Raw genomic sequence first — 22,223 nt, forward strand, 5'->3', positions numbered from 1 at the left:
GATAGGAGACCATAACCGGTTTAAGAGCTTGAAACGGATTTTAAATTATCAAAGTAACGGAGCAGGATTCTTCCTGCCCCGGTCCCTGTTATTATACCAGGGAAAAATGTCTGGAAACACATTCAGTATTACATCTTTATTTATACAGTCACTCATCAAAACGGAAAATTTACGGAAAAGGTGAGGTTTACATGGCAAAGAAAGCTAAGTTATCAGAAGTAACAGACATGTTCAAGGGAATGGATATACTGGCCCTTGAAGGTGTGACTATAGAAGGGGACGTTGAGATTGATCTCAGCGGACTCGGAGGCGGCTTAGACCCGATGCTTGCTGCTCTTCTCGGGCAGGAAAGCGCAGTACTTGCCCAGCACTTCGGAAGGCTTGCAGGCATGTTTGGATACCCTGTTGGCATGGGTGTCCCCGCAGCTGCTCCCTCGGCTGCTCCTGCAATATCCCCTGCTCTGGCAGCCCCCAAACTTAAAGATCTCATTCCTGCAAAGTTTGACTTTGCTAACATCGAAGAATGGACAACACAGATCCAGGAAGTACCAATAGGTAACACCTCTGCAGACGGCGGAAGCCGTGGCAAGAGAGTACTGGTTGGTGGAGAAAAAGCCCTTCCGTTCTTCCCTGACGCTGTTATGCCGAACAGGAACCAGGTCACAATTGACGTGTTCGACATGAGAATCGGGCTTGCAAAAGCAGTCAAGGAAAACTACGATGAGGTCATGGACAGCCCTGGAGAATGGGCAAAGAAGAACGTTGAGAAGTTCAACGCAGATATGATCACAATCCACCTGATTTCAACCGACCCGCTTGTTAAGGACACCCCCCCCAAGGAAGCAGCCAAGACTGTTGAAGAAGTCCTCCAGGCAGTTGATGTGCCAATAGCAATCGGTGGTTCCGGTAACCCACAGAAAGACCCCGAAGTCCTCGCAAGAGCAGCAGAAGTTGCAGAAGGCGAGCGCTGCCTGCTTGCATCTGCCAGCCTGAACCTTGACTATGCAGCAATCGCAGAAGCAGCACTGAAATACGACCACGATGTCCTTTCCTGGACCCAGCTGGACATGAACGCCCAGAAGGAACTTAACAGGAAGCTCATGAAGCAGTGCAATGTCCCAAGAGACAGGATCATTATGGACCCAACCACTGCCGCCCTCGGTTACGGTCTCGACTACGCTTACACCAACATGGAGCGCATCAGACTTGCAGCCCTTATGGGTGACGATGAACTTACCTTCCCGATGTCCTCAGGTACCACAAATGCATGGGGTGCCCGTGAGTCCTGGATGGTTAGCTCACCACTTAAAGAAGACTCTGACTGGGGCCCGAGAGAATACAGAGGTCCAATCTGGGAAATCGTCACAGGTCTGTCCCTTGCTATTGCAGGTAACGACCTGTTCATGATGATGCACCCAACATCGGTTGCTGTCCTCAAGCAGATCACCCAGACTCTCTTCGGTACAATCGACACAGAGCAGGTTGACATTGCCAAATGGATCGGAGCGGAGGTGTAAAACATGAAAATAAACAGCCCATTAGAAGCTTACAAGTACCTGCCCCAGACCAACTGTGGGGAATGTGGTCAGCCTACATGTATGGCATTTGCCTCCACGCTGATCGACAGATCCGGCAAGACGTCAGACTGTCCACCCCTGGTTAAAGAAAAGAAGTTTGCAAAGAAGCTTGCAGAACTGGACAGGCTCCTTGCCCCTGAAATTCGCCAGGTTACCATTGGAGTAGGCGACAGAGCGGCAAATATCGGTGGAGACGATGTCCTGTACCGCCACAAACTGACTTTCTTCAACAAAACAAAGATGTTCTTCGATGTTGCAGACAACATGGACGAAGCTGCCCTTGTTGAAAGGGTTAAGAAGATTGCTGATTACAAGAAATTCTATGTAGGACGCAACCTGCTCCTCGATGGTGTTGCAATAAGAGCAGCATCCAATGACCCTGCAAAGTTTGCAGCAGCTGTCAAGAAAGTCGTAGAAAACACAACACTGCCTGTAATTCTCTGTTCCTTTAACCCTGCAGTCCTGAAGGCAGGACTTGAGGCTGCAAAGGACAAGAACCCTCTTCTGTATGCCGCAAACAAGGACAACTGGAAAGAGGTCGGAGAACTCGCCCTTGAGTACAAGGTGCCTGTAGTCGTTTCGGCCTTCAACGACCTTGATGGCCTCAAAACTCTTGCAAAGACATTTGCAGAAGCTGGAATTAAGGACATTGTCCTTGACCCTGGAACCTACCCAAGCGGAAAGGGCCTTAAGGACACCTTCACCAACTTCCTTAAGATCAGAAGAGCAGGCATTATGGGCGACACCGAGATCGCATATCCGATTATGGCTATGCCGCTTACTGCCTGGATGGCTGGAATTGCTGACCCTGTCAGTGCCTCTTACTGGGAAACAGTTCTTGCTTCTGTCTTTACTATCAGGTACGGAGACATTATGCTCCTCCACAGCATGGAGCCATATGCCACCATGCCAGAAGTGCACCTGGCCGAGACAATCTACACTGACCCGAGGTCTCCTGTCGCTGTTGACTCGAAGATGTATAAGGTAGGAACCCCTGACGAGAACTCTCCTGTTCTCTTTACCACAAACTTTGCCCTTACCTACTACACTGTAGAGAGCGACCTTGCCTCAAACGGCATCAACTGCTGGCTGCTTGCAGTCAACACCGATGGTATTGGTGTGGAAGCTGCTGCCGCCGGTGGTCAGCTGAGCGCCGACAAAGTAAAGGACTCCTTTGATAAGTCAGGCTTTGATATCCACAAAGATGTTACCCACAACAGTGTAGTTATTCCGGGTCTTGCTGCCCGTCTACAGGGTGACCTGGAGGACAAGCTCGGCGTAAAGGTTTTTGTGGGCCCGATGGACTCCGGAAGGCTCCCAGGCTGGATGGAAAAGAACTGGCCGCCAAAGAAATAAATTGGGATATAATTTTGAATCAAAAGCATCCGTGCAGTAGCACGGGTACTTTACTCTTTTTTAAATATGATTAATAACGGGCGCAGATAGACTTTTTAGTATTGCTGCTGAGACTTTACAGGTTTTATTATAGATTAGTACCATTACTCTGGAATTATTAATCTAAAGATCTTCATGGGTTCCAAAAGAATTATTGAAAAGATCCGTGAATTTTTGATGATATACTGACTTTTCAAATTAACAGATGTTTTAAAGAAAAATAACAGTAAAAGAAAAATAGCAGTAAGAAATAGTTTGTAATATCATATTGTTTACGTCACGAATAGCTGTTAGAAGCTATCGAGCCAGGTAAATTATACAAATGCTTATATAAGGAAAATGCCTATTTAATGTGCCTGTAAACTATATATTTTTCAAAAATTATTTAGATAACATAGAAACGGGCTGGTTTTAAAGTGATACTAAGTCCTGACATGAATTAATCGAGTAAAAAGAATTGCAGATCCAGCTATTCTTAAATTACATATGTGTTTAACAGTGAACTGCTCGGTGTTACTTAAAATTTTATATTTTGAATGGCTTGAAAACATTACACCAAGAAGACAACAAGTAAGGATTATAAATGAATTCCATTACATGCCCTAAATGCGGCACAGTATGCGACAAACTTTTTGATTCCGTTTGCAGGGACTGTTTCTTAGAAACTTTCAAACTGATCGAGCTGCCCCTTGTACTTCATTTAAAGATCTGTTCCAGCTGCGGAGCGTATTTCCACAGGAGCCGCTGGGAAGATATCGGCAATCTGGAAGAGGTGGTGCTGAAAGCCGTAGAAAACTCCCTTTTTATCCACAGCGAAGCAGGAGACGTGGAACTCTACCTGGAACCAAAAGAGATTACACCTTATATATACAGGGTGAGGGCCGAAGTAGATGCAGTAGTAAAAGAGGAACCCGTCCACGCCGAAGCTGAAACCGAAGTGAGGGTTCAGCGGATAGCCTGTGATATGTGTAGCCGCGAATCAGGAGGATACTTTGAAGCAATTATCCAGATAAGGGCATCAGGCAGGTTCCCGACAGAAGAAGAAAAAAGGCGCTGCGCTGCCATAGCCAGAGAAGCTATGGGAAGCATGAAGAAAAAAGGCGACCGCCTGGCGTTTATAAGCGATTTTCAGGAGCAAAAAGAGGGTATTGACCTTTACATGGGGTCCATGAATGCAAGCAGGCAGGTCTGCCGCATGATAATCTCCGAACTGGGAGGTAATTTTGCCGAGTCTCCTACCCTTGTAGGCATGAAAGATGGGAAAAACCTCTACAGGATTACATTTGCTATGCGCCTTCCGGAATTCAGGCCGGGAGACGTGATAAGGTTCAGAGGAAAAATTATCCAGATAAGAAGTTCAGGAAAGAAGGTGAATGGAATAAACCTTGAAGACGGTTCGCGGTTTATTTCAACTCCTGAAGAACTCAAAGGCGCAGAGAAAATTGCAAATATCGGGGATGCAGTACTCACTGTTCTGGTCTCAATAGAAGAAAATGCGATTCTTGTGCTTGATCCTGAGACCTATGAAACCGTTGCGATAAAAAAGCCGATGTCCTTTAATGCAGAGGCAGGCAGTGAGATACCTGTCCTGAAAACAGAATACGGAATCTTTGCACTGGCACAATCCGATGTTCTGCAGGAAAAATGAGAAATCCAGGAATTGAGTAAAAAATGCAGAATATCCTTGTAATAGGGTTTGATACGCGGAATATTGTCTGCTCCGCAAGAAGAGCAGGTTACACGGTCTGCTCGGTAGACGCTTTCCGTGATCTTGACCTTCAGGAATGTGCACATGCATCAGCTCTTCTTGAATGCAGGACTTCAGGCGAACTGCGCCAGCTTGACTCTGACTGGATAACAGCTAAAATGAACGATTTCGGGCTTGAATTTGATGCCATCGTACCTGGTTCGGGAATGGAAGCGCTGGATCCGTGCAGTTTTCCCTGCCCTGTGCTTGCAAGCAGCCCTGAAGCAGCGAAGAAAGCTTCAAACAAGCTGCACCTTGCAGAAAGGCTTGAGGCTCTTGGGATACCACATCCTCACTGCTATTCTCCTGACGAGCTTGATGCGATTGAATATCCCGTAATCCTGAAACCAGCTACAGGAGGAGGAGGAATATTCAACAGGGTTGCGAAAAACAGGCAAGAACTGCTGGCATTGCTGGAAGAATACTCCGGGCTCGGCCAGGGGTTCACGGAAAAAGAAATCGTGGTTCAGCAGTTTTTGGAAGGGACACCTGCAAGTGTTTCTTTGCTTTCTAAAGAGAAAGAATCAATGGCAATTGCTGTTAACGAACAACTGGTAGGGATACCCTGGTTTTCAAGGCTGCCGTTTGCTTATTGTGGAAACATAACTCCTTTCAGGACGAAATGCGCAGGAGAGATGGAAGCCCTTTCAGAGGAACTTGTGCTTGAACTCGGGCTCATGGGCTCCAATGGAATTGATTTTCTGGTCACTGAAAAGGGACCTGTAGTGCTTGAAGTAAATACCAGATTCCAGGGAAGCCTGGACACGGTCGAAAAAGCAATGGGAATCAACCTTTTTGAAGCACACATTGGCTGCTTCAGGGGAGAACTTCCGGAAAAACCGGAAGCGAAATTATTTGCTGCGAGGGGAGTTATTTACTCGGATCGAGAACTTTTTATAGACAGAAGACTCATGGAAGTCATTCTCAGGGAAAAAAGTGCGGATATTCCGCGCCAGGGAACAGTTATCGAGCCTGATTGGCCTCTGACCTCTCTGTTTTCATCTGCCTCAACAAGAGAAGAGGCAATCAAATCTCTCAAACAGGGAGCAGAAAGGATAAAGACTTTTATTGTAGACCGCATGACAGGATAAAAGGGTCCCTGAGCCCTGCCAGAAAAGCATGAGAGGTTCATCTGCTAAAAGTGCAGTATTCTTCCGGATACAGGATCTCTTCCAGAAAAATAATAATGTAAACTTTAATACTGGTATGTTCAATTCATATAAGGGATTTGCGAGGTGAACACTTTGGTCGATTTGAATGACAAGGTAATCAGAGGATACCTCAGGAGCCTTGTAGGGGATGACGGGCTTAAAATGATAGAGCTGATGCCCGAAGGCGACGTCACGGATGAAGAAATTGCAGCAAAAACCGGAGTTCTGCTAAATACCGTGAGAAGAACTCTTTTTATACTATATGAAAATAAATTTGCAATAGTTATAAGGGAAAGAGATTCAAACAGCGGCTGGCTTACTTATCTCTGGCATCTGGACTTTACCGATATAGAGCACCAGCTTATGAGAGAAAAGAAAAAACTGCTGCGGAATCTTAAGACTCGCCTTGAGTTTGAAGAAAATAATGTGTTTTATGTTTGCCCGCAAGGTTGCGTTCGCCTGCTTTTTGACGAAGCAACGGAAACGGAATTTCTCTGTCCCATGTGCGGGGAAGACCTGGTCTTCTATGACAACTCCCGCTTTGTAGGAGCCCTGAAAAAGCGTGTTGATGCTTTAAGTTCAGCATAAGGGATCTATCTTGACCACACGGGCTGAAGCATTAAGGCTGCTGGAAGAATCGGGCTGTGCCCCGAATGTAATCGAGCACTGCAAAGAGGTTGCCTCACTGGCAATCGAAATCGCAGAAAAGGCAAAAGCAGCAGGACAGAATGTGGACCTGGGGCTTGTAGAGGCGGGGGCTCTTCTGCACGACTCAGGCAGATGCAGGACGCATGGCATTGCGCATGCAGTTGAGGGATTCAGGCTCACTACAGGCAAAGGAATCGAACCTGAGGTTGCCGAAATAATAAAAAGGCATATAGGGGCCGGGATCTCAAAAGAAGAAGCAAAAGACCTGGGACTTCCTGAAGATGACTATTTCCCCCGGAGTCTGGAGGAAAAGATCGTTGCACATGCGGATAATCTTGTAAAAGGAACGAACAGGATAACGCTGCAGGAAAGGCTGGAGCTTATGCGTAAAAAAAATGTACCTGAAGATGTAGTTCAGAGGGTAAAGAAACTGGCTGAAGAAGTGGAAGGATTTTCGTAGTAAATTCCGGACTTCTTCAGCTACAATGAATGTTCAGTTGTAAAAAACAGAGAAATTATTTTATCGAATTATCCTTCCGGTTTTAAATGCAAATGCATTTAGGAAAAGGGAGGAAAACTTATATATAGCGATATTAATAATGAGATAATGGATTGCTAAATCCTGCGATTTAAGCTAAAAATGCTCACCTCAACTAAAATATTTTTTTTAGCGCCATTTTCTCATTTTCAGCTTATTATGAGGGTATGTTTATGGATAATGACAAATATTTAAAGGGCACAACTACCGTAGGAGTAGTCTGTACCGACGGAATTGTGCTCGCAAGTGAACAGCGAGCCACTATGGGGCATTTCATCGCAAGCAAGACTGCAAAGAAAGTATACCAGATAGATGACCTGGTAGGAATGACCACTGCCGGTTCGGTAGGGGACGCTCAGCAGCTTGTGCGATTGGTAAGTGTAGAGTCACAGCTCTACAAGATGCGCAGGAACGAATCCATGACAATCAAAGGAATTGCTACTTTGATGTCGAATTTCTTAAACGCTAACCGCTACTATCCTATGATGGTTCAGCTCCTTATTGGAGGGGTTGACAAAAACGGACCTGCGATTTACTCGCTTGATCCTCTGGGTGGAAGCATTGAAGAAACAAGAATCTCGGCGACAGGTTCAGGTTCTCCCATGGCTTATGGTGTGCTGGAAGACCAGTACAGAGAGGACATGGCTGTAAAAGAAGGTCTTGACCTTGCGATTCGAGCAATTCACAATGCAACGAAAAGAGATTCAGCTTCCGGAGAAAATATCGATGTAGTCGTAATTACAAAGGAGGCATTCAAAAGGCTGGACCCTGAAGAAGTAAAATCCAGAAGAGCTTCATTAAACTGATAATTTAATTGTTGGTTTTTTATTTTAATATATAAACTAACACCTTTTTCACATATTATTTTTTCAACATCCAGATCTTTTTGATTTTTTGACAAAAAGGAAGATTCTTAATGCCTATAGAAGACGTGCTATTAGACCTCAAACACAAAATTGAGAAAAATCTACCTGCAGGAGTTACCATTACCGACGTCGAATTCGAAGGCCCTCAGCTTGTCCTGTACACCGAAGAGCCCAGAAAATTCGCTGACGACGGGAATATAATCCGCAACCTGGCAAAAGACCTCAGGACACGGATTGCCATGCGGCCTGACCCCAGAGTACTTGCAACTCCTGAGGACTCTATTTCTATAATTGAAGAAGTTGTTCCAAAAGAATCCGTAATCTCGAGCTATTATTTTGACCCTGATTCCGGGGAAGTGATTATCGAAGCCGAAAAGCCCGGGCTAGTAATAGGAAAACATGGCGCAACCCTCAGAGAGATTACAAAGCAGATCGGCTGGATTCCCAAAGTTGTCCGGACTCCTCCTATCAAGTCACGAACAGTAAAGAACATAAGGGAGTTCATGAGGAACAACCTCAAAGAAAGAAAGGAAATCCTGAAGACAGTGGGGAGGAAAATTCACAGGGAGTGCACTTCAAAAGACCAGTGGGTGAGGGTTACAGCCCTGGGGGGATGCAAAGAAGTAGGCAGGAGCTGTTTTTTGCTTTCTACCCCTGAATCCAGAATCCTGATTGACTGTGGAGTTAATGTGGGTTCTGATGAAAACATGACGCCCTACCTTTATGTTCCTGAAGTTTTTCCATTAAACCAGATCGATGCCGTAATAGTTACTCACGCTCACCTTGACCATCAGGGACTCGTGCCCCTGCTTTTCAAGTACGGATACGAAGGGCCTGTTTATTGTACGCCCCCTACAAGAGACCTCATGGTGCTGCTCCAGCTCGATTATATCGATGTAGCAGCTAAAGAAGGGAAGAAGATTCCCTACGAATCAGGGATGGTAGCAAAAACCCTGAAACACACCATACCTCTCGACTACGAGGAAGTAACAGACATAGCCCCTGACATAAAACTAACATTCCATAATGCAGGCCACATCCTGGGCTCGGCAATTTCTCACTTCCATATAGGAGATGGGCTCCATAATGTGGTGTTTACCGGGGACTACAAGTATGAGAAAACCAGGCTTTTTGACCCTGCTGTGAATAAGTTCCCAAGGGTTGAAACAGTTATAAGTGAAGCAACTTATGGGAATGCAAATGCTTTCCAGCCTGCACTCAAGGATGCGGAAAAGCACCTGCAGATGGTCGTAAAGAACACCATTGAACGCGGAGGCATTGCCGTAATCCCTGCTTTTGCGGTGGGCAGAAGCCAGGAAGTCATGATAGTGCTTGAAGAGTCCATAAGGAAAGGGCTTATCCCTGAAGTTCCGGTCTACCTTGACGGAATGATCTGGGAGGCTACTGCAATCCATGCAACCCATCCTGAGTACCTTAACAATGATTTAAGGAAACTGATATTCCAGAAAGGCCAGAACCCATTCCTGTCCGAATGCTTCAAACCGGTTGACTCTAACGAGGCACGCCAGAAAATTATCCAGAATCCTCACCCCTGCGTGATCCTTGCAACTTCGGGTATGATGAACGGAGGGCCTGTTATGGACTATTTCAAAGCCTTTGCCGAGGACCAGCGCAATACCCTGGTGTTTGTAGGTTACCAGGCTGACGGGACTATAGGGCGCAGGATCCAGAAAGGCTGGAAAGAAATCCCGATGTCAGGAAGGAACGGAAGCACCGAAATGCTGAAGATGAACATGGAAGTGCAGGTTGTAGACGGTTTCTCAGGTCACTCTGACAGGAGACAGCTCATGGAGTATGTCAAGAGAATGCAGCCCCGTCCGGAAAGAGTATTTACCGAGCATGGCGACGAAAAGGCCTGTGTGGATCTTGCAAGTTCCGTTTACAAGAAACTGAAGATAGAGACACGCGCTCTTACAAACCTCGAAACCGTGAGACTGCTGTGACCCCTTTTAGGGGGCCGCACTCTTTTTTAAAATTATAAAAAAGCGGCAGCAGAGGTTTGTAAGATACAAATTAAAAGAGAGCTAAGTTTTTGCAGAATTTCTCATTTCCTGCGCCTGAAGGCAGGTTCAGGGTTGAAAGCAGGCTCAAGGTTAATGAGGTGTTCCAGCAACTTTTGATGATTCCCTACTATAAGGTCCGCTCTATGCAGTTCTGAGGGTTCTACATATGTGGGGACGCCTATGCAGTAGATATCGGCTTTTTTTGCTGCCTCCACGCCCAAAATTGCGTTTTCGATTACAATACATTCTTTTCTGCCAACGTTCAAAAGCTCAACTGCTTTTAAAAAGGGGTCAGGGTCCGGCTTTGAATTCAGGACATCATCTCCCGTAACAACAGTATCGAATATTCCGGGGAAAAGCTGATCAATAATCCCATTAACGATAAAACGGTCTGAACCCGATACTACTGAAAGCAGGTAACGTGACTTCAGAAGCTCAAGGCACTCTTTCATTCCATCGAAGGCTTTCAGTTTGAAAATTCGGTTAAACTCCTGCCTGTAGATTGCTGTAATAACCTCAAAATCAAAAGCTTCTGGATCTTTTCTGGCTTTTTTAATCAGCAGGGGAAGGCCATTTCTGGGATTTGAACCCTCAATCGCATAGATGTCCCCGTCCTGAATTACCATGCCCATATCAAGGAAAGCTTTCTTCCAGGCTGCCGCATGGAAAGGCATTGAGTCAACGAGAACTCCATCCATATCAAAAATTAATGCTTTTAACACGTTTCTGGCTCCTGAACCGAAAAATGCGAACTTCAGAGGAATATGCAGAGGAGTTAATGAATAGCCTGGGACTTCCCCGAATTCGGTTCCTTTAAGAGTTGAGGTAAGTTAATCAAGGTAAATTAATCAAGGTAAATTAATCAAGGTAAATTAATCAAGGTAAATTAATCTAAAATAAAAATGGTTTTGCAGTCTTAAAGCTTTCCAGAGGCTTAATGATAACCAGGGAATTTAATTCAGGATAAAAATAGTAAGAAGTTAGCCATTACATTTCAACAGACCGGGTTTTTCTGGTTTTTCCTTTAGAATGAAAATGCAGTGTTTGGTATATGAATTATTTGACCAGTATACCATTTTTATTCAGAATGAATAAATTAAAATAAGTAGTAAAAATTTACAATACTTAACCTAAATTTAGATAAACACTCATGTGCAGTAATTCTTAAGCAGTGAAAAAAATAAGCAAGAGCCACAAAATCTTCGAAATATACCGAAAAAGTTTTTAAGATGGGCACTCTTCTTAAATAGTAACAATATAGACAGTCTCATTAAATTGAGAATATCCAGTTTAGAAGTCTTAAAAGGAACGTAGTATATAAACTATGTTTTCAATAATTTCAAATAAGTATGCCAGTAAAATATCAGGCAAGAAAGAAGACGAAAATTGCCCTGACATATATAGTCAGGACAACTTTCCATAAGGACAGGACTTTCTAGAAAAGTTTAGAGCCCTCTATATAAACATTCCCTAAGTTTTCTGCGTTTTACCTAGATTTCAGGACTAAAAACGGAAAAAAAAGTAAAATATATGAAAGTTATGGATGGTATATTTAAACTTAATATACAATTTAAAAACACTGTTTAAATATGCCCAAAGTGTTTAATATTAGTAGAGTGACAACTTATTAAAGATAACGGACAAAAATCTTTTATTAGGTTTTTACAGGTTATCCCCAGTTTAACTTGAAAATAGCAAAATTTACCCCCCGACATAGAGAGTGGGGAGTGAAAGAAAAAAACAGTGTTACTCAATAATGAATCCAACCGAGGGGATAAATTGCAATCTATAGTACAGGAAGCAATGAGATACAGCGAAAAAGAGAAGGAATCCCGGAAGGCTTCCTCCTCCGATGAAGAATTTGAAGAATTCGGACAGCCAAGAATTATGATTGTAGGATGTGGGGGCGCAGGAAACAATACTGTAAACCGCCTCTACAACATTGGAATCGAAGGTGCAGAAACAGTCTGCATTAATACCGATAAGCAGCACCTTGACAATATAAGAGCTGACAAGAAGATCCTTGTAGGAAAGACCCTTACAAGAGGCCTTGGAGCAGGCGGCTATCCTGAAACAGGAAAGAAAGCCGCAGAACTTGCAAGAGGGACTCTTGAAGAAGTTTTAAAGGATGCTGACCTCGTTTTTGTTACAGCAGGCCTTGGAGGAGGTACTGGAACAGGAGTTGCCCCGGTAGTTGCCGAAGTTGCAAAAGAACAGGGAGCAATCGTTGTAGGAATGGTTTCAAGCCCCTTTAGAGTCGAAAGAGCAAGAATATTCAAAGCCGAAGAAGGGCTCGAAGACCTGCGCAGGGCAGCAGATACGGTAATTGTGCTGGACAACAACAGGCTGCTTAATTACGTGCCCAACCTTCCGATTGACCAGGCTTTTTCAGTAATGGACCAGTTAATTGCAGAAACCGTTAAAGGAATAACTGAAACCATTACAGTGCCTTCTCTCATCAACCTTGACTATGCAGATATAAGGACAATTATGAGCTGCGGCGGTGTTGCCGTAATGCTCGTAGGAGAATCCAAGAGCCAGGACAAGAGCACTGAAGTCGTGCGTACAGCCCTGAACCACCCCCTGCTTGATGTTGACTATAAAGGTGCAACCGGAAGTCTTGTCCATGTGACAGGCGGACCCGACCTTAGCCTGAAAGAAGCAGAAGAAATTGCTTCCATGCTGACCTATGAGCTTTCCCCGAATGCCAATGTGATATGGGGCGCAAGAATAAGGGAAGACTACGAAGGCAAGGTCCGTGTGATGGCAATCATGACAGGTGTCCAGTCTGCCCAGATACTGGGTCCTCAGGCGGGGTCTGGAATCCTGGAGTCCAGAGCCGAGGCTGATCCTATCCAGGAAAAGAGAGTTGGAAGGCTGTCACTTGAAGCCAGAAAAGCTGGGACTGCAGGACCCCTAAGAAAAAAGCACGAAGAATCGATCATTGATTTCATAAATTAAACCCAATTCAGGTAAAAGCCCGAACCCGCTGTTTTCGGGCTCCCTTATCCATTTGTCTGTCTATTAGGGGAGCAGCCGGAAATTTGAAGGTCATTTATTAAGGCGAATGTTCGGGTTTTCCTTACCGGAAACCTACTTTTTGAAATGATTCCCATATAGATACTCTTTTTTATTAGTGATTCTATCTAAAAAACATGGAAATTTTAATTGCAACAGGGCGGCTTGCAGAAAATACCGTAAAGAAAGCAGTCGGAGAAAAAGCAGACGTCCTCGTAGCAGATATTGATATTGCTGCTTTTATAACTCCCAAAAAACTTATCAAAGCCTTCCAGGAAGCCGGGCTCTCAAAAAAATATGACCTGATTCTGCTTCCCGGACTTGTACCAGGGGACTTTTCAAAAGCATCGGATGAGCTGGGCTGTAAAATCAGGCTAGGCCCGAAACATGCTTATGACCTGGGCTTTGTGCTCCGTTTTGCAGAGAGTGTCGAGTTTTCCGAAAAGGTTCCTGCCTGTGAGCTCCTTGCAGATGTGCGAAAGGGAGAAGCTCTTAAACTTATTAGCAAAGCAGAAGAAGAAGCCGTTTCTCCCCTTAACCTCAGTGGAGTAAAGCTGGGAGGAAACTCACGCATGAAAGTTATGGGGGAGATAGTAGGAGCAGCGGAGATGACTCCTGCGGACCTGAAGGAAAAAATCGAAGCTTTTATCGCCCGTGGAGCAGATATTATCGACCTCGGAGCCACACTTAACACCCTTCCGGGGAAGGTTCGAGGCACAGTATCCCTTGCAAAATCCCTCACATGCATTCCTGTAAGCATAGATACTCTTGACCCCGAGCTGATAAAGGAAGGAATAGAAGCAGGAGCGGACCTTGTTCTGAGCCTTAACGGCACGAACATGGAAACCGCAGGTCCGGCCGTTGTAGGAGCAGGCGTTGCAGCAGTTATAATTCCTGATGAAGGAAACAGCCTTGAAAGCCTGGTAAGAAATATAGAAGCTGCCCGCAGGCTCGGAATTGAAAAAATCATAGCTGACCCTGTCCTTGACCCTGTAGGACATAGCATAACCGAATCAATTGTACGCTACCATGAATTTCACAGGATGTACCCTGAAGTCCCGTTATTCTTCGGAGCTGGCAATGTAACGGAACTCATGGACGTGGATACAATAGGAGTAAACGCCGTGCTCTGCGGGATAGGGGCAGAAACCGGAGCAAGCATCCTTTTTACCCCCGAATACAGTGATAAAGCCCAGGGCTCCATAGGAGAACTGAAAAAAGCCTCTGAGATGATGCAGCTTTGCAGGATAAGGGAAAGCTCCCCAAAGGATCTCGGCATAGACCTTCTTTGCATAAAGGAAAAACGGAGGCGACCTGACAGCCCGCTCCCTGAGAAAGTGATTACTGCCAGAGCCTCGAAAAACTGGCGCACGGACCCTGCAGGCCCGATTCGCATCAGGATTGTGCCGGACAGAATTTGCGGAAATGGCGGACTAATTGTAGCCGAACACGAGAAGGCCGCAGTTGCAGGAGAAAGTGCCAGGGAAGTTATGGACACATTGCTTGAGCTTGAACTGGTCTCACGCCTGGATCATGCTGCATATCTAGGAAGAGAACTGGAAAAAGCCGAACTTGCTCTGCGCTTCAACCGGAGTTATGCACAGGACGATATATTCTGAGTGCCGGAAAGCAGGAAAAAAGGAGATATGAGAAATGAAACTCGAAAATGAAGACAAACAGTCGATCTTTGAAATAGTGGCAGGCCGCTATTTCACAACACAGAACTGGAAATGGGTAAACCTGAAAAAAGACCTTAACAAAATTATCAGGGCTTTTGACGAACTGAATGAACAGTACGCGTCCTATTCCTATGTCAGCCGGGACTGGTATGTAGAAAATATGGGATCCAAGAATCTCCATATGTGCAATACCTGGGAGGAACTTAAGGATCTGGTTGCTTTCCTGAATAACTATGGGACAGTATTTAACTTCCTTGTTAATACGGGAAACAGGAAATCTTTCTGCATCGTAAGCAACTCGAGAGACCTGGATGAAGCCCAGGCAAACGCAATTAAAGAAGTTCAGAAACTTGGATACAATACCTTTGTCTTCCTTGCTACAATTCCTGATGAAATAGAATTCCAGCTGCTTCAGGTAAGGGGAGTTAACTGAGCTCTCCTTTCCGGAAAAAATAACTTTTAAAGGCGGATTATTATTTCTCAAACACAAATACTTTTTTTGCTTATCAATAAAGGATCAGATCTTTAGAGAATCGGATCTAAATTTAAAAACTAACCCCTGTTAATAGATTGTTTTGATTAATAAAGAAATTTCTCCTGAATATTGAATAAAACAGAAAGGTTTTTAAGGTATTATTATCAAATAGGAAACTGTATTCCTTTTTGGCTATTCAATATATAAATACTATAGTGTTGAACAGCCTGTGTGTGAAAAATCTCGTGTGTGAAGTATTTATTATAGTGTGAACAAGAGGCTTGCCTATGGGACAGGAAGGAATGAAGAGCTGATGCTATGCTATTTTTGTTCTGATATTCATCCCCCGGCATGTAAGGTAGCTTAAGCTGTGAGGAATTAATTGATCTATTAATTGATTTACGAACCATCAAACCAGAAAACCTCAGATTCTGTAGAAAGGGCACATTCTCCAGAAACTGAAAAATCGGCACAAAACCACAGAAATCAGCACAGCACAGAAAAAAACTAGTCCTCACAGATTTAAGCAGAAAGAACGCTGGAAAGGAATACCAGATCAAAACGAGTCAAAAAAAGAGTCAAAAAAACGAGTCAAAAAAACGAGTCAAAGATACAGACAAAGTAAAAAATCAAATTGCGGGCGGCCACCCCACCCTAAAGGATGGGGTATGCTTCGGGCCGCCCGCCCGGTTACTTAGGAAAGATGATTAAGTATCCTTTAAAGAGGTTTCATGAACATAAGTGATTGAAATTTTAACCTCGGTTTCCGGTCCAATTTACGATCTCTATACAAGGAAACTATGATTTAGATATTCAAAGAGAAAAACGAAGAGGCGAGGGTTCACTTCATCCCCTACCTAAAGATAGGGGTATTCGTGACCCTCTGCGCTCCCGTTGTAATAAAAAGAAAAAAAGGGAAATTTAAAAATCAAATAAACAGCGGTGCAAACACAAGAGCCACAATACTCATGAGCTTAATGAGGATGTTGATTGCAGGGCCTGCGGTGTCTTTGAAAGGGTCACCTACGGTATCACCGGTTACGCCTGCCTTGTGGGCATCGGAACCCTTTCCGCCGAAGTTTCCAAGTTCAATGAATTTCTTTGCATTGTCCCAGGAACCTCCTGCATTGGACATTGTTATTGCAAGCATGAAACCTGAAACAACGGAACCTGCAAGTAGTCCTCCGAGAGCCCCTGCGCCGAGTATGAGCCCTACCAGAATGGGTGCAATAACGGCAAGAATTCCGGGCGGAATCATCTCTTTAAGAGCAGAATGTGTTGAGATTGTGATACATTTGCTGTAGTCAGGATCAGCTTTGCCTTCCATAAGGCCTTTGATCTCTTTAAACTGCCTCCTCACTTCGACCACCACTTCACCTGCCGCATTTCCGACAGCCAGAATGGTCATTGATGAGAACAGGAAAGGGAGCATTGCACCTATTATGAGCCCTATGAATACGTTAGGGTTCATAACATCAATAGCTGTGAGATTCACTGCAATAGCATATGAAGCAAAGAGTGAAAGTGCAGTAAGAGCCGCGGAGCCGATAGCAAAACCCTTACCCATAGCTGCCGTAGTGTTTCCTACTGCATCAAGGGTATCGGTAATCTGGCGCACCTCTTTCTTCTGGTGGGACATCTCTGCAATGCCTCCTGCATTGTCAGCCACAGGGCCGTAAGCGTCGACTGAGAGGGAGATCCCGAGTGTTGCGAGCATCCCGACAGCTGCAATAGCTATGCCGTAAAGACCTGCGAGCTGGAATGCAATATAGATTGCAATGCTGATTATGACAGCAGGCCAGAGAGTTGACTCCATTCCCTTTGCAAAACCTGTAATTACATTCGTTGCAGAGCCGGTCTGGCAGGAATGTGCAACCGCAAGAGTCGGCTTTTTGTCATATGATGTATAGTGCTCCGTGATTTGCCCTATAAGGAAACCTGCAACAAGTCCTGCAACCGTTGCAAAGAAAACATTCAAGCCGTATTCTCCAAGGAGATGACCTGTAACAAAGTATGAAGCAATGACAGTAAGAACGATTGCAGCAATCAGCCCCATATTAAATGCCATATGGATTGCCGAAGATTCGGTCTTGTTTGTGCGCACAAAAAAAGTCCCTATAACAGATGCAAGAATACCAACAGCTGCGATAATAAGCGGAACGAGAACAACGTTCATAACCGGAATGCCAGGGAAAGTTACCGCTGCGGTTGATGCTGCAAGAAGCATAGTTGCAATGATTGAACCTACATAGGATTCATAAAGGTCAGCACCCATTCCGGCAATGTCTCCCACGTTATCTCCGACATTATCAGCGATTACGGCAGGGTTCCTGGGATCGTCTTCAGGAATTCCGGCTTCGACCTTGCCTACAAGATCCGCACCGACATCAGCAGCTTTGGTGAATATTCCGCCGCCTACACGGGCAAAGAGAGCGATAGACGAAGCTCCGAAAGAAAAGCCTGCAACAATGCTTACGATAGTGAACAGGTCCATATCCGTAAAGACACTGCTAAGAATAATGAATGAAAGGGATAATCCGAAGAGACCAAGACCTACAACGCTCATTCCCATAACGGTACCTGATGCAAATGAGACCTTGAAAGCCGGACCAATGCCCCTTGTAGCAGCATTTGTGGTTCTTCCATTTGCAATAGTAGCTGTAAGCATGCCTGCATATCCGGCTGCTGCGGAAAGCACTGCGCCAAAGACGAAACATGCCGCAGTCAGGACTCCGTTTGGCAGGATTGAAGCAAGTACAATTGCAATAAACACAACAAAAACAGCAATCGCACGGTATTGCCTGTTAAGATAGACCATAGCTCCACCGTGAATTGATGCAGTAATTTTCTTAATAAGATCGTTACCCTCGCCTTCATTTTGGACATTTTTGTAGGATATACCTGCAAAAATCAGACCAATAAGGGCACATATTGGTGTAAGGTAGACTAACATATCCATATTTGAACCATCCTACCACAAAAACATGAAAATGTTCAGATTTCTTTAATACTCCAAAGCACTTCCTGTGATAATAATTGAGTGAACTCTAATAGTTTACATTCGATTACTCATTGAAATTAAAGTAGCTGCCCGTTCAACTGGCGAAGATATCTAACTTTCCAACATCGGCACACACATATCAGCACACACATAGCTAAATATGTTATATAAATCTACTTGATAAATAATTATCCGTTTGACCAGATAAATTAAGTTTAATTCTTGTTTTTTTGTCGCAGTGTAATCCTAGAATAACTTTATTATGAATTCAGAGCAAATAATATGCTTCTTTACAACCCTTTATGGACATCTGGACTCTCATTTACTAACGGGACTCTCACTGTAACAATAAAACACATAGATGCCTGAAACTATAAATTTAACTGGTTTACCCGGCATTAATTGATCTGTTTTCAAGCAATTCCGTTTTCAAGTAAATAATAGAAACCGATCTCATAAACTGAATGATATCTGTAAAGCACGAATCTTTTAATTAACCTGCAAACCTGTTTCGTTCTTCCTGTTTTGTTAAAATCCTTCTTACGCTGCATACATTTTATCTGCGAAGCTTTTATTCGAGTCCTGATGTATCTGAGAAACAGGGAGTAATACCAAATAGAGTAAATTTGCGGTTAGACCAGCAGGGATAGTAAAAATTTTATAGAACTTAAGCACTTGAGGAAAAACACAAGTATATAGATGAAATGACAGGTACCATATTCGTTACATTATAAGTTTCATGCTAGTGACTTCTGCAGTTGAGAAGCAATAACCTGAAAAAGAATTATCTATGCTCTGTGGAAGAGAAATCTCATCAATCTGTCATATGCTTTGGAAAGAAACTGGTACTATTAATTTTGAATAACAAGAGTAAAAGATTAATTTTCAGTATTTTCAAATACCCGAAAAGAAGTGATCGGCTAAATGGAGCTTACAAATAAAGGTAAAATGGGTGAGGCAATGGTCAAAGGTTTATTAAGCTTGACCATGCTGTCGCTAACACCGGCAATAGCAGCTGCCAGTGAAGCTAATCTTAAGATTCCTGATTTGAGCCAGGAGCAAAACAGCCTATTGCTCTATGGAATTTTTGTCTGTGTATTGGGCATGATATTTGGATTTTATCAGTTCACGAAAGTAAGAAGAATGAAAGCTCACCAGTCAATGCTGGATGTGGCTAACATAATTTACGAGACCTGCAAAACATACCTGATCCAGCAGGGCAAATTACTGTGTATACTGTTTGCATTTATCGGCATCTGTATAGCTTTTTATTTTGGTTTTCTTCAGGAGATGCCCCTTAGCGGGGTGCTGTTAATCCTTATATGGACTATACTAGGGATACTCGGTTCCTATACCGTAGCATGGTATGGCATTCGCATGAATACCCTTGCTAACAGCAGAACCGCATTCGTTTCTCTGGAAAAAAAACCCTTAAAACTTCTGAACATCGCTCTCGATGCAGGAATGAGCATAGGTGTGCTACTTGTCTGCGTCGAATTGATAATGATGTTGATTATACTGCTGTTTGTGCCCAGAGAACTTGCCGGAGCAAGCTTTATAGGTTTTGCAGTAGGAGAATCTCTCGGAGCCAGTGCTTTGCGTATTGCTGGCGGCATATTCACAAAGATCGCTGATATCGGTTCAGACCTGATGAAGATAGTCTTCGGGATAAAAGAGGATGACCCGCGTAACCCCGGAGTTATTGCAGACTGTACCGGAGATAATGCAGGCGACAGTGTAGGACCAACTGCAGACGGGTTTGAAACCTATGGCGTAACCGGAGTGGCTCTCGTATCTTTTATTGTTCTGGCTGTACAGCCCGGTCTGACAGGTATCCTGCTGACCTGGATTTTTGTTATGCGCATACTTATGATAATTACTTCGGTACTCTCTTTCTACATTAACAGAGCTTTGAGCCAAGCAAGATACGGCAACAAAGATGATTTCGATTTTGAGCAGCCTTTGACCAGCCTTGTATGGATTACTTCAATTCTTTCTATCGCAGTAACCTTTGCTGTCAGTTATTACCTGCTGGGCCCCGGGTCCGGTGTGCCTCCACAATTAGAAAAGCTCTGGTTCGTGCTCTCGATAATTATAAGCTGTGGAACCCTTGGAGCGGCTTTAATTCCCGAATTTACCAAAATATTTACCAGTCCTAACTCAAAGCATGTAGCCGAAGTTGTCAAAGCTTCCCGTGAAGGCGGTCCCTCCCTGAACATCCTTTCAGGATTAGTTGCAGGCAACTTCAGCTCATTCTGGATAGGCATGGTATTCTTTGCACTTATGTTTGTTGCATATTATGCCAGCGGATACGGCTTAAGTGAAATAATGATTTATCCGTCCATATTTGCATTCGGGCTTGTAGCTTTCGGAATGCTGGGCATGGGCCCTGTTACAATAGCCGTTGACAGTTACGGGCCTGTAACAGATAATGCCCAGTCCATTTACGAGCTCTCATTGATAGAATCAATTCCTGACGTATCCCAGCAAATCCAGAAAGATTTCGGCTTCAAACCGGATTTTGATAAAGCCAAACATTACCTTGAAGCCAATGACGGAGCAGGAAATACCTTTAAAGCTACAGCCAAGCCAGTCCTGATAGGGACAGCCGTTGTTGGCGCTACAACTATGATCTTCTCACTGATCCTTGTTATTAAGAATGTCCTGGGGGTAGAACCGGAGCAGATCCTTACCCTGCTCAATCCCTATACAATCTTCGGATTCTTAGCAGGCGGTGCTGTAATCTACTGGTTTACCGGGGCATCCACACAGGCTGTAACTACGGGAGCGTATCGTGCAGTCGAATATATCAAAATGAACATCCAGCTGGATGAAAACGCAAGCCAGAAAGCTGCCACGGAAAAATCAAAAGAAGTAGTAAAGATATGCACTCAGTACGCGCAGCAGGGCATGTTTAACATATTTATTGCCATATTTTCCTTTACACTGGCATTTTCCTGCCTCGCAGCTCCCCTGAGCGGCAATGAATCAGTGTCCCTTTTTGTCTCTTACCTGATTTCCATAGCAGTTTTCGGATTATTCCAGGCTGTATTCATGGCTAACGCAGGCGGATGCTGGGACAATGCCAAGAAAGTAGTTGAAGTGGACCTGCAGGAAAAAGGTACACCTCTGCATGAAGCAACGGTTGTGGGCGATACCGTAGGAGACCCATTCAAAGATACTTCATCCGTTGCCCTGAATCCCATAATTAAGTTTACTACCCTATTTGGCTTACTGGCAATGGAAATCGCAATATCCGAATCTTTCAGAAATATAGCCCCATACGTAGGCGGCTTATTCCTGATGGTTGCTTTATTCTTTGTATGGCGTTCATTCTACGGAATGAGAATTCCAGCAAAAGGGCAAAAGGAAATAAACAAACCGAAACACGAACCAGGCCTTACAGCAGAAAAGTTGTGAGACTTTTTTCCTGCTTAAAAATACCCAGATAAAGGTAAAGGAATCTCTTATTTGTGGGATTTCCTTTTCCTAATTTTGTGCCCCGTTTTTAAATTTTAGTTTAATTCTAGTTTTAATTCTAGTTTTAATTTCAGATTTTTTAATTCTAGTTTTAATGTTAGATTTCTTAGAATAACTCTGCATTGTGCGCACAATTTGAGTTTAATAATCATTATTCAAAAGCACCGAGGAAAACAGAATAAATTTATTAATAGTAAGTGAAGAAATAAGAGTGCAATTAAACAAGGAATAAACGAGAAATAAGGATTAATATAATAAATAAGGATTTTAAACAGAATAATAAAAATAGAAAAGATAATAAACAAGTAATTACATTATTATAAAATAGAGAACTAAACTGCCTAAAAACCCGTAAAATAATTAATGCTAAAAGATATTTGCTATCGAGAGAGCTTACGAAAGTGGAATTACAGGTAAAGGGCATTTTTATTAAACTATAATCCGGAGCAGTCGGCAAGAAAAAATAACTTCAAGCAGTATGGGGTAAACAGAAGCAATTGACCCTTCTAATAGACCCGCCTGAATAGCAGAAATGTAAAACAGAAAAGCAGCCAGATCAGGTAAAAAACAAAAAAGATTCTGGATAATTAGAAGTAGTGTGAGCGGGTTGGGGAGTGGGGGGTC

At 43.7% G+C, this 22,223-nt stretch carries 14 protein-coding genes; 12 read left to right on the forward strand and 2 right to left on the reverse strand.

Annotated elements, in window-relative coordinates:
- Positions 1-191: 191 nt before the first annotated feature.
- From cdhD to RSJ42_RS12555, 8 genes are all read left to right on the forward strand, one after another.
- Positions 192-1,517, forward strand: a complete 1,326-nt coding sequence (gene cdhD, locus RSJ42_RS12520; protein ID WP_410507615.1) for a CO dehydrogenase/acetyl-CoA synthase subunit delta — start codon at positions 192-194, stop codon at positions 1,515-1,517.
- Positions 1,518-1,520: 3 nt separating this feature from the next.
- A complete protein-coding gene (acsC, locus tag RSJ42_RS12525; RefSeq protein WP_410507616.1) occupies positions 1,521-2,933 on the forward strand; it encodes an acetyl-CoA decarbonylase/synthase complex subunit gamma in 1,413 nt (470 codons plus the stop codon).
- A 622-nt stretch (positions 2,934-3,555) separates the two neighbouring features.
- Complete coding sequence (locus RSJ42_RS12530) at positions 3,556-4,620, forward strand: 60S ribosomal export protein NMD3 (RefSeq protein ID WP_410507617.1); 1,065 nt, start codon at positions 3,556-3,558, stop codon at positions 4,618-4,620.
- A gap of 23 nt (positions 4,621-4,643) precedes the next feature.
- Positions 4,644-5,810 carry an ATP-grasp domain-containing protein gene (locus RSJ42_RS12535; protein ID WP_410507618.1) on the forward strand — a complete coding sequence of 389 codons (1,167 nt, stop codon included), beginning with the start codon at positions 4,644-4,646 and terminating at the stop codon, positions 5,808-5,810.
- Between the two features lie 153 nt (positions 5,811-5,963).
- The gene (locus RSJ42_RS12540; RefSeq protein WP_410507619.1) at positions 5,964-6,458 is read left to right on the forward strand and encodes a transcription factor; all 495 of its coding nucleotides are present in this window, start codon (positions 5,964-5,966) and stop codon (positions 6,456-6,458) included.
- A 10-nt stretch (positions 6,459-6,468) separates the two neighbouring features.
- Positions 6,469-6,978: a TIGR00295 family protein gene (locus tag RSJ42_RS12545; protein ID WP_410507620.1), complete on the forward strand. Its 510-nt coding sequence runs from the start codon at positions 6,469-6,471 to the stop codon at positions 6,976-6,978.
- Positions 6,979-7,229: 251 nt separating this feature from the next.
- Positions 7,230-7,862 (forward strand): archaeal proteasome endopeptidase complex subunit beta, encoded by a 633-nt coding sequence (gene psmB, locus RSJ42_RS12550; RefSeq protein ID WP_410507621.1) that lies wholly within the window; start codon positions 7,230-7,232, stop codon positions 7,860-7,862.
- Positions 7,863-7,972: 110 nt separating this feature from the next.
- The gene (locus tag RSJ42_RS12555; RefSeq protein ID WP_410507622.1) at positions 7,973-9,886 is read left to right on the forward strand and encodes a beta-CASP ribonuclease aCPSF1; all 1,914 of its coding nucleotides are present in this window, start codon (positions 7,973-7,975) and stop codon (positions 9,884-9,886) included.
- A 101-nt stretch (positions 9,887-9,987) separates the two neighbouring features.
- On the opposite strand, the gene RSJ42_RS12560 is transcribed toward RSJ42_RS12555, so the two are convergent.
- Positions 9,988-10,668: an HAD family hydrolase gene (locus tag RSJ42_RS12560; protein ID WP_410507623.1), complete on the reverse strand. Its 681-nt coding sequence runs from the start codon at positions 10,666-10,668 to the stop codon at positions 9,988-9,990.
- A 1,057-nt stretch (positions 10,669-11,725) separates the two neighbouring features.
- Between RSJ42_RS12560 and ftsZ the strand changes: the two genes are divergently transcribed.
- The 3 genes from ftsZ to RSJ42_RS12575 all read left to right on the forward strand — a co-directional run bounded on the left by ftsZ (position 11,726) and on the right by RSJ42_RS12575 (position 15,076).
- The gene (gene ftsZ / locus RSJ42_RS12565) at positions 11,726-12,907 is read left to right on the forward strand and encodes a cell division protein FtsZ (protein ID WP_410507624.1); all 1,182 of its coding nucleotides are present in this window, start codon (positions 11,726-11,728) and stop codon (positions 12,905-12,907) included.
- Positions 12,908-13,101: 194 nt separating this feature from the next.
- On the forward strand, positions 13,102-14,583 hold the full coding sequence (locus RSJ42_RS12570) for a dihydropteroate synthase-like protein (RefSeq protein ID WP_410507625.1): 1,482 nt from the start codon (positions 13,102-13,104) through the stop codon (positions 14,581-14,583).
- A 34-nt stretch (positions 14,584-14,617) separates the two neighbouring features.
- A complete protein-coding gene (locus tag RSJ42_RS12575; protein ID WP_410507626.1) occupies positions 14,618-15,076 on the forward strand; it encodes a hypothetical protein in 459 nt (152 codons plus the stop codon).
- Between the two features lie 970 nt (positions 15,077-16,046).
- On the opposite strand, the gene RSJ42_RS12580 is transcribed toward RSJ42_RS12575, so the two are convergent.
- Positions 16,047-18,077, reverse strand: coding sequence for a sodium-translocating pyrophosphatase (locus RSJ42_RS12580; RefSeq protein WP_410507627.1), 2,031 nt, complete (start codon positions 18,075-18,077; stop codon positions 16,047-16,049).
- Between the two features lie 966 nt (positions 18,078-19,043).
- Here RSJ42_RS12580 and RSJ42_RS12585 point away from each other — a divergent pair.
- Positions 19,044-21,539: a sodium-translocating pyrophosphatase gene (locus RSJ42_RS12585; RefSeq protein WP_410507628.1), complete on the forward strand. Its 2,496-nt coding sequence runs from the start codon at positions 19,044-19,046 to the stop codon at positions 21,537-21,539.
- Positions 21,540-22,223: the final 684 nt, after the last annotated feature.

The organism is Methanosarcina hadiensis (assembly GCF_046529725.1).
GTDB lineage: Archaea > Halobacteriota > Methanosarcinia > Methanosarcinales > Methanosarcinaceae > Methanosarcina > Methanosarcina hadiensis.